This window comes from Actinomycetospora corticicola, assembly GCF_013409505.1.
Classification (GTDB): domain Bacteria; phylum Actinomycetota; class Actinomycetes; order Mycobacteriales; family Pseudonocardiaceae; genus Actinomycetospora; species Actinomycetospora corticicola.
Genome location: NZ_JACCBN010000001.1, coordinates 4,462,967 through 4,476,732 on the forward strand (window position 1 = coordinate 4,462,967; position 13,766 = coordinate 4,476,732).

The 13,766-nt window shown below is 72.0% G+C and carries 11 protein-coding genes; 5 read left to right on the forward strand and 6 right to left on the reverse strand.

The annotated features are described in order from the left end of the window. Window positions 1-127: 127 nt before the first annotated feature. Window positions 128-1,327, reverse strand: a complete 1,200-nt coding sequence (locus BJ983_RS21760; protein WP_246325633.1) for an acyl-CoA dehydrogenase family protein — start codon at window positions 1,325-1,327, stop codon at window positions 128-130. Between the two features lie 22 nt (window positions 1,328-1,349). Continuing rightward, a complete protein-coding gene (locus BJ983_RS21765; RefSeq protein WP_343054292.1) occupies window positions 1,350-1,889 on the reverse strand; it encodes an SCP2 sterol-binding domain-containing protein in 540 nt (179 codons plus the stop codon). A gap of 84 nt (window positions 1,890-1,973) precedes the next feature. Here BJ983_RS21765 and BJ983_RS32475 point away from each other — a divergent pair, with 84 nt between their 5' ends. After that, window positions 1,974-2,597, forward strand: a complete 624-nt coding sequence (locus tag BJ983_RS32475) for a TetR family transcriptional regulator (RefSeq protein WP_179795730.1) — start codon at window positions 1,974-1,976, stop codon at window positions 2,595-2,597. Between the two features lie 456 nt (window positions 2,598-3,053). Here BJ983_RS32475 and BJ983_RS21775 read toward each other — a convergent pair whose 3' ends face one another. Both BJ983_RS21775 and BJ983_RS21780 read right to left on the reverse strand, forming a co-directional pair. Further along, the gene (locus BJ983_RS21775; RefSeq protein ID WP_179795731.1) at window positions 3,054-4,544 is read right to left on the reverse strand and encodes an FAD-dependent oxidoreductase; all 1,491 of its coding nucleotides are present in this window, start codon (window positions 4,542-4,544) and stop codon (window positions 3,054-3,056) included. Between the two features lie 11 nt (window positions 4,545-4,555). Then, window positions 4,556-5,461 (reverse strand): AurF N-oxygenase family protein, encoded by a 906-nt coding sequence (locus BJ983_RS21780; RefSeq protein WP_179795732.1) that lies wholly within the window; start codon window positions 5,459-5,461, stop codon window positions 4,556-4,558. A gap of 194 nt (window positions 5,462-5,655) precedes the next feature. Here BJ983_RS21780 and BJ983_RS21785 point away from each other — a divergent pair, with 194 nt between their 5' ends. From BJ983_RS21785 to BJ983_RS21800, 4 genes are all read left to right on the forward strand, one after another. Beyond that, window positions 5,656-6,846, forward strand: a complete 1,191-nt coding sequence (locus BJ983_RS21785) for an ATP-binding protein (protein WP_179795733.1) — start codon at window positions 5,656-5,658, stop codon at window positions 6,844-6,846. Window positions 6,847-7,089: 243 nt separating this feature from the next. Then, the gene (locus BJ983_RS21790; protein WP_179798102.1) at window positions 7,090-7,389 is read left to right on the forward strand and encodes a GroES family chaperonin; all 300 of its coding nucleotides are present in this window, start codon (window positions 7,090-7,092) and stop codon (window positions 7,387-7,389) included. After that, window positions 7,386-9,368 (forward strand): VanW family protein, encoded by a 1,983-nt coding sequence (locus BJ983_RS21795; RefSeq protein ID WP_179795734.1) that lies wholly within the window; start codon window positions 7,386-7,388, stop codon window positions 9,366-9,368. The genes BJ983_RS21790 and BJ983_RS21795 overlap by 4 nt, the downstream gene beginning before the upstream one ends. Next, window positions 9,365-10,246, forward strand: coding sequence for a DUF1206 domain-containing protein (locus tag BJ983_RS21800; RefSeq protein WP_179795735.1), 882 nt, complete (start codon window positions 9,365-9,367; stop codon window positions 10,244-10,246). The genes BJ983_RS21795 and BJ983_RS21800 overlap by 4 nt, the downstream gene beginning before the upstream one ends. A 70-nt stretch (window positions 10,247-10,316) precedes the next feature. On the opposite strand, the gene argG is transcribed toward BJ983_RS21800, so the two are convergent. Further along, complete coding sequence (gene argG, locus BJ983_RS21805) at window positions 10,317-11,732, reverse strand: argininosuccinate synthase (protein WP_179795736.1); 1,416 nt, start codon at window positions 11,730-11,732, stop codon at window positions 10,317-10,319. 133 nt (window positions 11,733-11,865) lie between these two features. Next, window positions 11,866-13,725 carry an acyl-CoA dehydrogenase gene (locus BJ983_RS21810; protein WP_179795737.1) on the reverse strand — a complete coding sequence of 620 codons (1,860 nt, stop codon included), beginning with the start codon at window positions 13,723-13,725 and terminating at the stop codon, window positions 11,866-11,868. Between the last annotated feature and the right edge of the window lie 41 nt (window positions 13,726-13,766).

Genomic DNA, 13,766 nt, shown 5'->3' on the forward strand with positions numbered 1-13,766 from the left:
GCGGGAGGACCCGACGTCGGGAAGGGGAGGACGACGAGAGCCCCGGCCGCTCGAGGAGCGACCGGGGCCGTGCCGGGGGAGCGTTCTCGCGGGACCCTGCCCGCCCCCCTCGTGCGGGCAGGGAGTCTCAGGCGATGTGCCGGCCGGAGATGTTGCGGGCGATGACGAGCTGCTGGATCTGCTCGGTGCCCTCGAAGATGTCGTAGATCTTCGAGTCCCGGTGCATGCGCTCCACCGGGTGCTCGCGGGAGTAGCCCGCGCCGCCGAGGATCTGGATGGCCCGCTCCGTGGCCCACACCGCGACGCGGCCGGCCTTGAGCTTGGACATCGAGCCCTCGCCCGCCTCGAACGGCACGCCGTTGCGGCCCATCCAGGCGGCCCGCCAGACGAGCAGGCGGGCGGCGTCGATCTCGGTCTTCATGTCCGCGAGGGTGAACGCGATCGACTGGTTGTCGATGATCGGACGGCCGAACGTCTCCCGGCCCTTCGCGTACTCGAGGGCGTACTCGTAGGCGCCGCGGGCGATGCCGATGGCCTGCGAGCCCACCGTGGGGCGGGAGAGCTCGAAGGTCTGCATCGCGGCCGACCCCTGCGAACGCTTGCCCTCGCGCGCCTTGGCGAGGCGCTCGTCGAGCTTCTCCTTGCCGCCGAGCAGGCACGAGCCGGGCACGACGACGTCGTCGAGGAAGACGTCGGCGGTGTGCGAGGCCCGCAGCCCCATCTTCTTGATCTTGCGCGTCGACTCCAGCCCCGGCGTGTTCGGCGGGATGATGAAGCCGGCCTGGCCGCGGGTGCCCAGCGACGGGTCGACGACGGCCTGGACGACGTGGATGTTCGCGATCCCGCCGTTGGTGGCCCACGCCTTCGCGCCGGAGAGCGTCCACTGGTCCTTGGCCTCGTCGTAGACGGCCTTGGTCCGCATGGCGCCGACGTCGGAGCCCGACTCGGGCTCGGAGGAGCAGAAGGCGGCGACCTTGACGTCGTCGGCGTCGCCGTAGCACTGCGGGATCCACTCGACCATCTGCTCGGGCGTGCCCGAGGAGAAGATGCCGGCGACGGCGAGGGTGGTGCCGAAGATGGCCATGCCGATGCCGCCGTCGCCCCAGAAGAGCTCCTCGTTGACGATCGGCAGCGAGAGGCCGGTCTCGTCGCCCCAGAAGGACGCGAGCGTCTCGAAGTTGTAGAGCTCGATCTTCGCGGCCTCCTGCAGGACGGGCCACGGGGTGGCCTCGCGCTCGTCCCACTCCTCGGCCGCGGGCCGGATCACCTCGGCGGCGAACCCGTGGGCCCAGTCCTTGAGGTCGGTGTGCTCCTCGGACAGTTCCATGGAGAAAGTCATGATCGCTGCCTTACGCCGAGGGGATCGTGAACATCTTCTGCAGGGCGGTGGCGAAGCCGACGTCGCCCGAGACCTTGAGCTTGCGGGTCATGAACAGCGTGATCGGGTTGGCGTTGTTCGTGACCACCTTGAGGAACTCCGTGCCGTTCATGAACAGCTCGGTGCGGGGCTCCTCGTCGAGGCTGGTGGACACGTTGCAGACGCCGTGCTGCATGGCGGTCTGGTAGTCGTCGCTGCCGCCGCCGGGCGCACCGGTCACGTGCCAGTGCACGACCTGGCGCTTCGAGCCGGCGCCCTTCGACGAGTAGAACTCGCTCATCCGACCGAAGATCGCGTCGATGACGGGGCGGCGGGCGTCGGAGTTCATCACCGCCTCGAGCTGCGACTTGCTCGCGCCCTTGACGAGCCGCGCGAACACCGAGGCGTCGACGGTCTTCGCACCCTCGGGCTCGGCCAGCGCGTCGCGCAGGGCCCCGACGAGCTCGTCGTCGGACAGCTTCTTGAGGTCGACGCTGCGACCCAGCTCGTTGACGTCGATCTTCTCGGCCACGGTCTCCACTCCGACGTGAGGTTCCAGGTACCAGCGGTCCCGCTGACGTTCGCTACTTTACGCAGTAGTAGATAAGATGCAAGCGTGACCTCCGGGACCCGCCGCCGCCTCGCGCCCGACGTGCGCCGTCGCCAGGTGCTCGACGCGGCCGTCGCGGTGTTCTCCGAGGAGGGCCTGCACGGGGCGTCGATGGACGCCATCGCGGCCCGGGCGGGCGTGTCGAAACCGCTGGTCTACGCCCACGGCGGCACGAAGGACGAGCTGTTCGCCGCGTGCCTGGCCCGGGAGGCGGACCGGCTCGTCTCGACGTTGACCACGGCCGCTCTTCCCGACGACGGGTCGGGGGCCTCCAGCGCGGACGCGCGGCTGCGGCGGGCCCTCCGGGCCTTCTTCGGCGCCGTCACCACGCACCGCCAGGGCTGGACGGTCCTCTACCGGCAGGCCTCGACCGGGGAGTTCGCCGGCACCGTCGACGCCGCCCGCCGCGGCATCGTCCGGCGCGCCGCGGAGCTGCTCGCCGCCGAGCTGGGCGGGTCGGCCGAGGCGGCGGAACCCGTCGCCCACACCCTGGTCGGCGCCGCCGAGGGGCTGACCGACTGGTGGCTCGGGGCGGAACGCCCGGCCGGTGACCAGGAACCCGCCGACCTCCTGGCCGACATGCTCATGGCGGTGGTCTGGCCGGGACTGGACGCGCTGCGCCGGCCCTGATCCCGTGGCAGCTCCCGTGGCAGCGAAGCGTCGTTGCTGTCATCCAGTGGCAGGTTTGCCGCATCGTCGGAGCGGCCCCGGTCCGGCGATCGCATTCTCTCGGTCCGTCTAGCTCTCGTGCGAGAGAGCCGGATACACCGCGATCCCCCGTCGATCGCGCCGTCTACGGTTGTCTAGCCCAGGAGCGAGAGAACCCGATACGGCGCGATGGCGCGCGAGATGTACATGGGGCAGGGTCGCGGGCTCGGGCCCATGCCTCACGTGGACCTCGCGGCGAGGGCGCGCACCCTCCGGATCACCGGCCGGCGCGAGGTTCACAACAAGCAGGTCTGCGGGCCGTCGGACATGCCTCACGTGAACCTCGCGAACCGAGGTCGGGCTCACCGCCCCGAATGAGCGGCACCTTCGCAGCATGTATGCGCGCGAGAGTGCCGTTCGCTCGGAACGGGGCCGACCTCAGCGCCGCGACAACCGCCCGAGCGCCCGGCGGACCGGGTTGCGCGAGGCACCGGAGCCCAGCACCCCGGCGGCCCCGTCGGCGATGAGTGACGCCACGGTCTCGGCCGCGTCAGCCTTGTTCGCGCCGATGCCACCGGACGCGCCACGCTTGATCCAGCCGACGACGTAGGTGCCCGGGAGGTCCTGCACCCGCCCCTCGACGTGCGGCACCGTTCCCGACGACGGGTCGAACGGCAGCCCCGGCACGGCGCGGCCGCGGTGGCCGATCGCCCGGACGACGACGCCCGCCTCCACGACCTCCCCGCCCACCAGCCGGACCCCGGTCACGTGGTCGGCGCCCACGATCTCCTCGAGGGCGGCGTGGAAGCGCAGCACCACCCGCCGTCGGGAAGAGGACAGCACTCGCGACGCCGAGAGCAGCGGGACGTCGCGCAGCAGGCTCGCCGTCTCCGCAGTCCCGGCAGCGGCGATCTCGGCGGCCACCCGCGGGTCGAGGTCGTCGACGACGACCTCCAGGTCGTCCCGGCGCAGCAGGCCGAGCAGTTCGCCGCGGGTCCAGGACGCATCACGCGGCCCGCGCCGACCGAGCACGAGGACCTCGGCGACGGCGCTGCCGCGCAGCGCGGACAGGGCACCCGGAGCTACGCCGGACAGGGCGGCCGGGTCGGCGGCGAGCACGCGCGCGACGTCCAGCGAGACGTTGCCGGTGCCGACGACCACGACGCGTGGGCCGGACAGATCCACGGCGGACGCCGGGACCTCGGGGTGGCCGTTGTACCAGTGCACGACCGTGGTCGAGGCGAGGTTGCCCGGCAGGTCCTCGCCGGGGACACCCAGGTCGCGGGACTCGGCGGCGCCGACGGCGTAGATCACCGCGTCGTACTGCCGGCCCAGCGACTCGACGGTCACGTCGCGCCCGACCTCGACGCCCAACCGCAGCGTCACCCGGTGATGGTCGTGGTAGCGGGCGAAGTGCTCGCCGACCTTCTTGGTGGACGCGTGGTCGGGCGCCACCCCGAAGCGGACGAGGCCGCCCGGCTCGCGGAGCCGGTCGATGATCGTCACGTGGGCCGTGGTGTGCAGGAGCAGGTCCTCCACCGCGTACATCGCGGCCGGCCCGCTGCCCACCACCGCCACGTCGAGGCGGGGGAAGTCGGCGGGCAGCACGCGGTCGAAGCGCACCGGGTCCCACGCGTGGAACAGCGGGGACCCGGCGAGCGCCGCCGGGGCGTCCCGATCCGCGTAGTACTCGGCGTTGACCTCGGCGTACTCCCACAGGGAGCCCACCAGGTTCTCCACGGGGAACACCGCGTCGACCGGGCAGACCTCGGCGCACGCCCCGCAGTCGATGCAGGCCCGCGGGTCGACGAAGAGCATGTCGGTCGACCCGAAGTCGGGCTCGCCCGGCGCGGGGTGGATGCAGTTGACCGGGCACGCCGAGACGCACGAGGCGTCGGCGCAGCACGACTGCGTGATCGCGAACGGCACGGCTCGACCTCTTAGAGGATGTGCGCGGCGCGGTAGATCGCCCGCGCCGGACGCGTCAGCAGGCCGACGGATCCGAGGAACTCCATGAGCTCCGCGCAGCTCGACCGCAGCATCGCGCGGTGGTGCTGGTTGGCCTTGGCCTCGCGCAGCGCGCGCTTCGGGTCGAGCCCGGCGTTGGCGTAGACCTGCTTGTTCCACATGCTCGTGACGATGAAGAAGGCCGCGAACGCGACGAGCAGCGCCTGCACGCGGCGACGCACGGGGCCGACACCCTCGAGGCGCTCGCGGGTCTCCTCGCGGGCGAAGCGCATGTGCCGCGCCTCCTCGACCACGTGGATGTTGTTGATCGTGCGCGCGAACGGGGCGACGCGGTCGTCGCGCATCCAGTCGCGCTGCATGACGTCGAGGACCTCCTCGGCGACCAGGATCGACGCGTAGGCCGCCTCGCCGGTGGCCACGGCCTTGAACACCCGGCCGCCCTCGACGACGTGGCGGGCCGGGCGGTACGCCGGCGCGCCCAGCTTCTCCGCCCCGCGGGCGAACATGATCGAGTGGCGGCACTCGTCGGCGATCTCGGTGAGCGCCCACTGGAACGCCGGGTCCGTCGGGTCCTTCGCATAGAAGTCCCGGATGACCATCTGCTGCAGGATCATCTCGAACCAGATGCCGGTGCTGGCGACCGAGGCGGCCTCCTGCCGGGTCAGCGCCGCGCGCTGGGCCTCGGTCAGCTCGTCCCAGTAGGCCGTGCCGTAGAGCGTGCTCCACTCCGGGCTGCAGCCGTGGTGGGCCGGGTCCAGCGGGGTCTCCCAGTCGACCTCCTGGAGGGGGTCGTAGGACAGCTCGCCCGCCGAGCGCAGCAGACGCTCCGCGACGTCGTCCCGCCGCGTGGCGCTCGGGGTGTTCTCGACGGTGGTCATGGTGCCGAACTCCTCCGTACCGACGGTCACTGTTACTTGCGGTTACCCGTACCAAAGGTAACCGATACACCGTGTCCCACAGCGACCCACTGTCTCCGCCGTCACACCGCGACACGCCGATCGCCGTCTCTCCGGATGTATCGGACCTGATCTAGAGAGCGCCATACGCTCCGATCGGACCCCCGGAGGTGGCCATGGACCCGGTGCGCAACCCGTTCGCTCCCGGCGCGGGACAGCGACCCCCGGAGCTCGCCGGACGCGACCGGGAGCTGCACGCCTTCGACGTCGTGCTCGAGCGGGTCGCCCGCGGACGGCCCGAACGCAGCCTCGTGCTCACCGGGCTGCGCGGCGTCGGCAAGACCGTGCTGCTCGGCGAGCTGCGCTCGATGGCCGTCCGGGCGGGCTGGGGGGCCGGGAAGATCGAGGCCCGGCCGGACGCCGACCTGCGCCGTCCGCTCTCGGCCGCCCTGCACCGCGCGGTCCGCGACCTCGCCGTGCGCCACCGCGCCCCCGACCGGGTGGAGGAGACGCTCGGCGTCCTGAAGGCCTTCGCGCTCAAGGCGACCCCGCCGGACGCCAAGCTCAAGGACCGCTGGCAGCCCGGGATCGACGCGCCCGTGCTGACCGGCCGCGCCGACTCCGGCGACATCGAGATCGACCTCGTCGAGCTGTTCGGCGTGGTGGCCGAGCTGGCGGCCGACGTCGGGGTCGGGGTCGCGCTGCTGATCGACGAGATGCAGGACCTGCAGCTCGACGACGTCTCCGCCCTGTGTGCGGCCTGCCACGAGCTCTCCCAGTCCGGCGCACCGCTCGTCGTCGTGGGCGCGGGCCTGCCGCACCTGCCCGCCGTGCTCTCGGCGTCGAAGTCGTACTCCGAGCGGCTCTTCCGGTACGTGCGGATCGGGCAGCTGGACCGGTCCGACGCCGACTTCGCGCTGACCGCCCCGGCGAAGCGGGAGGACGCCGAGCTGACGCCGGCGGCCCTCGACGCGCTCTACGAGGTCTCCGGCGGCTACCCCTACTTCGTCCAGGCCTACGGCAAGGCGGCCTGGGACGCGGCGGTGCAGAGCCCCATCGACGTCGACGACGTCCGGGTGGCCGCGCCGGACGCCGGCGCCGAGCTCGCCGTCGGCTTCTTCGGCTCCCGCTACGAGCGCGCCACGCCCGCCGAACGCGAGTACCTGCAGGGCATGGCCGAGCTCGCCGAGGGTCGGGACGAGGCGGTGCAGACCGCGAAGCTCGCCGCCCACCTCGGCAAACGCGCCTCCTCGCTGTCCCCGGCGCGCGACAGCCTGCTGCGCAAGGGTCTGGTGTTCTCCGCCGAGCGCGGCTGGATCGCCTTCACCGTCCCGCACTTCGGGCGCTTCCTGCTCGGGCGGGACTGAGGTCGTGACTAGCCCGGACGAGTGAAGCTCCGCGGGGCGGTAACGAACGGCGGGCTCCGGACGACACCCCTCACGAGCCCCGTGGCGCTGCCGGACCCCCGACCTGGCAGGGCCACGGGGCTGCTTGCCGTCCAGGGTCGGAACGCATGCTGCGACACGCCCCGACGCGGCCCGCCCACCCGCCGAGGGATACCGACCTCCCCGTACGATTCGTGCGTGTCGGACACCCGGCTGGAAATCCAGATGCTGCACGACCGCGTGCTGGTCTCCCCCTCGGCCGCCGAGGGCGAGCGCCGCAGCACCGGAGGCATCGTCATCCCCGCGACGGCGTCGGTGTCGAAGCGGTTGAGCTGGGGGGACGTGTACGGCACCGGGAACCACGTGCGGACCGTCAAGGTCGGCGACCGGGTCCTGTACGGGCCGGACGACCACGCCGAGGTGGAGGTCGACGGCAGGGCCTTCGTCGTGATGCGCGAGCGCGACGTGCACGCCGTGGCCAGCGAGGACATCGAGCCGACCAGCGGGACGGGGCTGTACCTGTGACGACACCGCCTTCTCCGGACTCCCCCGGGGACACCCGCCTCGACGCCGCCGGCGGCGACTCCGCGGAGTCCGACGCCGAGGCGACGCGGGCGATGTCGGCCGACACCGCGCCCCCACGCGCGGCGGGGTACGACCCCGACGCCGAGGCCACGGTGCAGATCCCGCCGGTCGCGGGTCCGCCGCAGGACGGAAGCGATGTTCCTGACGACGGGTCGGGGCGCGGCTCCCGCCGCAAGCTCCTCATCGCGGGCGCGGCCGTCGTCGGCCTCCTCGCCGTCCTCTACGTCGGCGACCTCCTCGTGTCGGCGACCGACGTGCCCCGCGGCGTCACCGTCGCCGGCGTCGAGATCGGCGGGATGAACCGCCTCGCCGCCCAGGAGACGCTGCGCACCGAGCTCGGGCCGCGCGTCTCCCGGCCGGTCACCCTCGTCGCGGGCGGTGGCCCCGAGGCCCGCACGACGACGCTCGACCCGCGCACCGCCGGGCTCGACCTCGACGTCGCGGCCACCATCGACGAGGCGGGCGAGCAGCCGCTCAACCCCTTCACCCGGCTGTCGTCGCTCTTCGCCGACCGCGAGATCGCCCCGATCAGCAAGGGCAACCCGGTCGCGATCGGCCAGGCCGTCGACGCGGCCCGCCCGCAGCTCGACCGGCCCTCGACGGAGGGCACGATCCGCTTCGAGGGCGACCGCCCGGTCCCCGTGCCGTCGGTCCCCGGCGCGATCGTCGACAGCCGCACCGCACCGGACGTCGTCCTCGCCCACTGGCTCGACTCCGCCCCGGTCGGCCTGCCCGTCACCGAGCAGCCCGTCACGGTCACCCAGGACGGCATCGACACCGCAATGCGCGAGGTGGCGACGCCCGCCGTCGCCGGCCCGGCCTACGTCATCGGCGACGCGAAGAACGCGACGCTCTCACCGGAGGAGATCGGGTCGTTCCTCAAGTTCGACCCGGACGGGTCGGGCGGGCTGACGCCGCGGGTCGACGTGCCCGCCGCCGAGCGGGTCGCCGACCGCGACCTGGCCTCGACCGAGGCCGAGCCGAAGGACGCCACGTTCGCCTTCGAGGGCGCGGCGGCCACCGTGGTGCCCGCCGTCACCGGCCGCACCATCGACTACCCGAAGACCTTCGAGGGACTCGTCGAGGCGCTCGGGCGCGAGGCCGACCCCACCCCGCCGACGACCTTCACCCCGCCCCCGGTGCCGCCGGGTGCGACGCCGGCCGCCCCGCCGCCCGCGAACGGCCGCGCGGTGAACGCCGTCTACACCACCACGCCGCCGAAGGTCACCACCGAGGCGCTGCAGGCCCTCGGCCCCGCCACCGTGATCGGCGAGTTCCAGTCGGGCGGGTTCGCGGCCGACTCCGGGCAGAACATCAAGCGGGTCGCCGAGATCGTCAACGGCGCCACGATCAAGCCGGGCGAGACGTTCAGCCTCAACGGCTTCACCGGTCCCCGTGACGCGGGTCAGGGCTTCGTCGAGGCGGGCATCATCGACGACGGGGTGCCCGGGCGCGGCATCGGCGGCGGGATCTCGCAGTTCGCGACGACGCTGTACAACGCCTCCTACTTCGCCGGCCTGCAGCAGGTCGAGCACAAGGAGCACAGCTACTACATCAGCCGCTACCCGGCGGGCCGCGAGGCGACCGTCTTCGAGGGCGCCATCGACCTCAAGTTCCGCAACGACGGGGACACCCCGGTGCTCATCCGCACGCAGTGGACCCCGGCGTCGATCAAGGTCCAGATCTACGGTCAGAAGCGCTACGACGTGACGTCGCAGACCGGCCCGCGCACCAACCCCGTGGCGCCCGGCACCCGCGACCTCTCGGACAACCCCAGGTGCAAGCCGTCCAAGGGCGTCGGCGGCTTCACCATCACCGACACCCGGGTCCTGAAGGACGTCCGCACGGGCGAGACGAAGTCCGAGCCGCGCACCGTCCGCTACAACCCGGAACCCGAGATCACCTGCAACGGCGGATGAGCACCGAGCGGTCCGACGGCAACGGCGGCGGCGCGGAACGGGCCGCCCGGGAGGTCCGTGGCGCGCTCGAGGGCCTCGGGCGCGGCGGCGAGGGCGAGGCACCGGCCCGCGGGGTCGAGCTCCTCGGTCGCGTCGGGCTGGCCGCCTACGGGCTCGTCCACCTGCTCGTCGGGGGGATCGCGGTGCAGATCGCGCTCTCCGGGGGCGGTCAGGCCGACCAGCAGGGAGCGCTGAGCGCGATCGCCGGCGAGCCGTTCGGCGTCGTCGTGATCGTGGTGATCGTGCTCGGGCTGGTCGCGTTCGGCGTCTGGCAGAGCCTCGCCGCGATCGCCGGGTACCGGTGGGCCAGCGGGTGGGACCGCGCCCAGAAGCGGATCGGCAGCGGCGCCCGCGCCCTCGCCGTCCTGGGGGTGGCGGTCCTCGGGGTGCGGCTGCTCGTCACCGGGTCGTCCGGCTCGTCGACCGGTGGTTCGCAGGAGGCCACGGCGGGGGTGCTCGCCCTCCCGGGAGGACGGGTGCTGATCGCCCTCGTGGCCCTGGTCGTGCTGATCGCCGCCGGCGCCACGGCGTGGACCGGCATCCGGCGCGACTTCCTCGAGGAGCTGGACCGCTCCCGGCTGCCCGCCTCGGCGCAGCGCCCCACGGTGTGGCTCGGGGTGGCCGGGCACGTGCTCCGCGCCGTCGCGTTCGCGGTGATGGGCGTGCTCTTCGGCCTGGCCGCGTTCACCGCCGACCCGCGTCAGGCGGGCGGGCTGGACGCGGCGCTCAAGACCCTCGCGGGGCAGCCGTTCGGGGTGTTCCTGCTGCTGGCGGTGGCCCTGGGCTTCATCGCGTTCGGCCTCTACCTGTTCGCGGAGGCCTGGGCGCGCCGGGTGTAGGTGGCCTTCGGCCAGGTGAGCAGAAAGTGGGCCTATAGCCCCACTGAGTGCTCACCTGCGCGAAGCGCACCTAGTCCGTGCCCGACTCCATGGCGGCGCGGTCGAGGGCCGACTCGTCGGTGCCCCGGTCGTCGCCGCGGCCGGTGATCTGGTCGGCGCGGCCCTGCTCGAGCTCGCCGACGAAGGCGGCCTGCCCGGTGAGCTGGCCGAACGCGGCGTACTGCTCGAGCTTCGCCCGGGAGTCGGCGATGTCGAGGTTGCGCATCGTCAGCTGGCCGATCCGGTCCAGCGGGCCGAACGCCGCGTCCTCGGTGCGCTCCATCGAGAGCTTGTCCGGGTGGTAGGAGAGCGCGGGGCCCTCGGTACGGACGATCGTGTAGTCCTCGCCGCGGCGCAGGCGCACCGTCACCGAGCCGGTCACGGTGCGGCCGATCCACCGGACGATCGACTCGCGGAGCATGATCGACTGCGGGTCCAGCCAGCGGCCCTCGTAGAGCAGCCGGCCGAGCCGGCGCCCCTCGTTGTGGTAGTTCGCGATCGTGTCCTCGTTGTGGATCGCGTTCAGCAGCCGCTCGTAGGCGATGAACAGCAGGGCCATGCCGGGCGCCTCGTAGATGCCGCGGCTCTTGGCCTCGATGATGCGGTTCTCGATCTGGTCGGACATGCCGAGCCCGTGGCGGCCGCCGATGCCGTTCGCGGCCATCACCAGGTCGACGTTGTTCGCGAAGCGCTCGCCGTTGATCGCGACCGGGTAGCCCTGCTCGAAGGTGAGCGTGACGTCCTCGGGCTCGATCGCCACCGAGGAGTCCCAGAACCGGACGCCCATGATCGGCTCGACGACCTCGAGGGACTCGTCGAGGTGCTCGAGGGTCTTGGCCTCGTGCGTGGCGCCCCAGATGTTGGCGTCGGTGGAGTACGCCTTCTCCTTGCTGGCGCGGTAGGGCAGGTCGTGCTCGGTGAGCCACTGGCTCATCTCGGCACGGCCACCCAGCTCGTCGACGAACTGCGCGTCCAGCCACGGCTTGTAGATGCGCAGCTGCGGGTTCGCGAGCAGGCCGTAGCGGTAGAACCGCTCGATGTCGTTGCCCTTGTAGGTCGAGCCGTCGCCCCAGATGGAGACGTCGTCGTCCTGCATCGCGCGCACGAGCAGCGTGCCGGTGACGGCGCGCCCGAGCGGCGTGGTGTTGAAGTAGACGCGCGAGCCGGAGCGGATGTGGAAGGCGCCGCACATCAGCGCGACGAGGCCCTCCTCGACCAGCGGCCCGCGGCAGTCGACGAGCCGCGCGATCTCGGCGCCGTACTCCTTCGCGCGGTCGGGCAGCGTGGCCATGTCGTCCTCGTCGTACTGACCGAGGTCGGCCGAGTACGCGCACGGCACGGCACCGTGGTGGCGCATCCAGGCCACCGCGACGGAGGTGTCGAGACCCCCGGAGAAGGCGATGCCGACACGCTCGCCGACCGGCAGATTCGTCAGGACCTTCGACACGTCGCAGAACCTATCTCCCGGGTCCCTGTGACCCAGTAATCACCCGAGTTCACCCGTGCTCCGAGAACGACGAACGGGCCGTTCATCACGATGGATCGTGATGAACGGCCCGTTCGTGGATGGCAGGGGTCGATCAGAACGCGGCGACGTCCAGATCCATCAGCGTGTTGTCGGCACCCTCGACGATCGCGCGGCGCGCGGTCAGCTCGGGCAGCACGTTCTTCGCGAAGAAGTGCGCGACGGCGATCTTGCCCTCGTAGAAGGCGGTGTCCTTCGCCGAGGCGCCGCGGTCGAGCGCCCCGATGGCCACCTCGGCACCGCGCAGGAGCAGGTAGCCGATGAGCATGTCGCCGACCGAGAGCAGGAAGCGCACCGCGTGCTGGCCGACCTTGTAGAGGTTCCGCACGTCCTCCTGCGAGGAGGTCAGGTGGCCGATCATCGTGCCGAGCATCGCCTGCACGTCGGCGAGCGCGGTCGCGAGCAGCGCCCGGTCCTCCTTGAGCCGGCCGTTGCCGGCCTCGGACTCCAGGAACGTCTGGACGAGCCCGGCCACGTGCACGAGGGCCTGGCCGTTGTCCTTGACGATCTTGCGGAAGAAGAAGTCCTGCGACTGGATCGCCGTCGTGCCCTCGTACAGCGAGTCGATCTTGGCGTCACGGATGTACTGCTCGATGGGGTAGTCCTGCAGGTAGCCCGAGCCGCCCAGGGTCTGCAGCGACCCGATCAGCTGCTCCGAGGCCCGCTCCGAGCCGACGCCCTTGACGATCGGGAGCAGCAGGTCGTTGACCTTCTCCGCGAGCGCGACGTCCTCGGCGCTGACCGACCCGGCCTCGGCGTCGGGGGCCTCCCCGAGCCGCACCGTGTCCTGGTAGGTCGCCGTGAACGCGTAGACCGCCCGCAGCCCCTCGGCGTACGCCTTCTGCAGCATGAGGCTGCGGCGGACGTCGGGGTGGTTCGTGATCGGCACGCGCGGCGCGGCCTTGTTCGTCTGCTGCGTGAGGTCGGCGCCCTGGATGCGCTCCTTGGCGTACTCCAGCGCGTTCAGGTAGCCGGTGGAGAGCGTGCCGATGGCCTTCGTGCCGACCATCATCCGGGCGTACTCGATGACCTGGAACATCTGCGCGATGCCGTCGTGCACCTCGCCGAGCAGGAAGCCGGTGGCGGGGACGCCGTGGGCGCCGAAGGTGAGCTCGCAGGTCGCCGAGGCGTTGAGGCCCATCTTGTGCTCGACGTTCGTCACGAAGGCGCCGTTGCGCTCGCCCGGCTCGCCGGTCTGCGGGTCGAAGTGGAACTTCGGCACCAGGAAGAGGGAGAGGCCCTTGGTGCCCGGCTTCGCGCCCTCGGGGCGGGCCAGCACCAGGTGCATGATGTTCTCGACGAGGTCGTCGGAGTCCGCCGAGGTGATGAAGCGCTTCACGCCCTCGATCGACCAGGTGCCGTCGCCGTTGTCGCGGGCCTTCGTGCGGCCGGCGCCGACGTCCGACCCGGCGTCCGGCTCGGTCAGCACCATCGAGGCGCTCCAGCCGCGGTCGACCATCACCTGCGCCCAGTGCTTCTGCTGCTCGGTGCCGTTGCGGTAGATCACCGAGGCGAAGTTCGGGCCGGTCATGTACATGAACACCGGCGCGTTGGCGCCGAGGATCATCTCCGCGGCCGACCACTGGATCGACGGGGGCACGCCCATGCCGCCGATGGCGTTGTCGGCCGAGAGGCGCCACCACTCGGCGTCCCACATCGCGCGGTAGGACTTCTTGATGCCCTCGTCGAGGTGCGCGGTGTTCGTCTGCGGGTCGAAGCGCACCGGGTTGCGGTCGCCGGACTCGTAGGACTGCGCCAGCGGGCCCTCGGCGAGCGCCGCGGCCTCGTGGAGGAGGGCGCGGGCGGTCTCCTCGTCGGTCTCCGCGAACGGACCCTGCCCGAACCGGTCCTGCACGCGCAGGAGCTCGAACAGCGTGAACTCGATGTCGCGGACGTTGGCCTTGTAGTGGCTCATGACGTGGCTGCTCCGTGCTCCGTCGAGAAGGCCCTCCGGTG

Excerpts from the sequence above, each read along its gene's own strand:
- BJ983_RS21810 (WP_179795737.1), bottom strand. The coding sequence starts at position 13,725 with ATGAGCCACTACAAGGCCAACGTCCGCGACATCGAGTTCACGCTGTTC.
- BJ983_RS21790 (WP_179798102.1), top strand. The coding sequence starts at position 7,090 with ATGCTGCACGACCGCGTGCTGGTCTCCCCCTCGGCCGCCGAGGGCGAG.
- BJ983_RS21760 (WP_246325633.1), bottom strand. The coding sequence starts at position 1,327 with ATGGAACTGTCCGAGGAGCACACCGACCTCAAGGACTGGGCCCACGGG.
- BJ983_RS21785 (WP_179795733.1), top strand. The coding sequence starts at position 5,656 with ATGGACCCGGTGCGCAACCCGTTCGCTCCCGGCGCGGGACAGCGACCC.
- BJ983_RS21800 (WP_179795735.1), top strand. The coding sequence starts at position 9,365 with ATGAGCACCGAGCGGTCCGACGGCAACGGCGGCGGCGCGGAACGGGCC.
- BJ983_RS21780 (WP_179795732.1), bottom strand. The coding sequence starts at position 5,461 with ATGACCACCGTCGAGAACACCCCGAGCGCCACGCGGCGGGACGACGTC.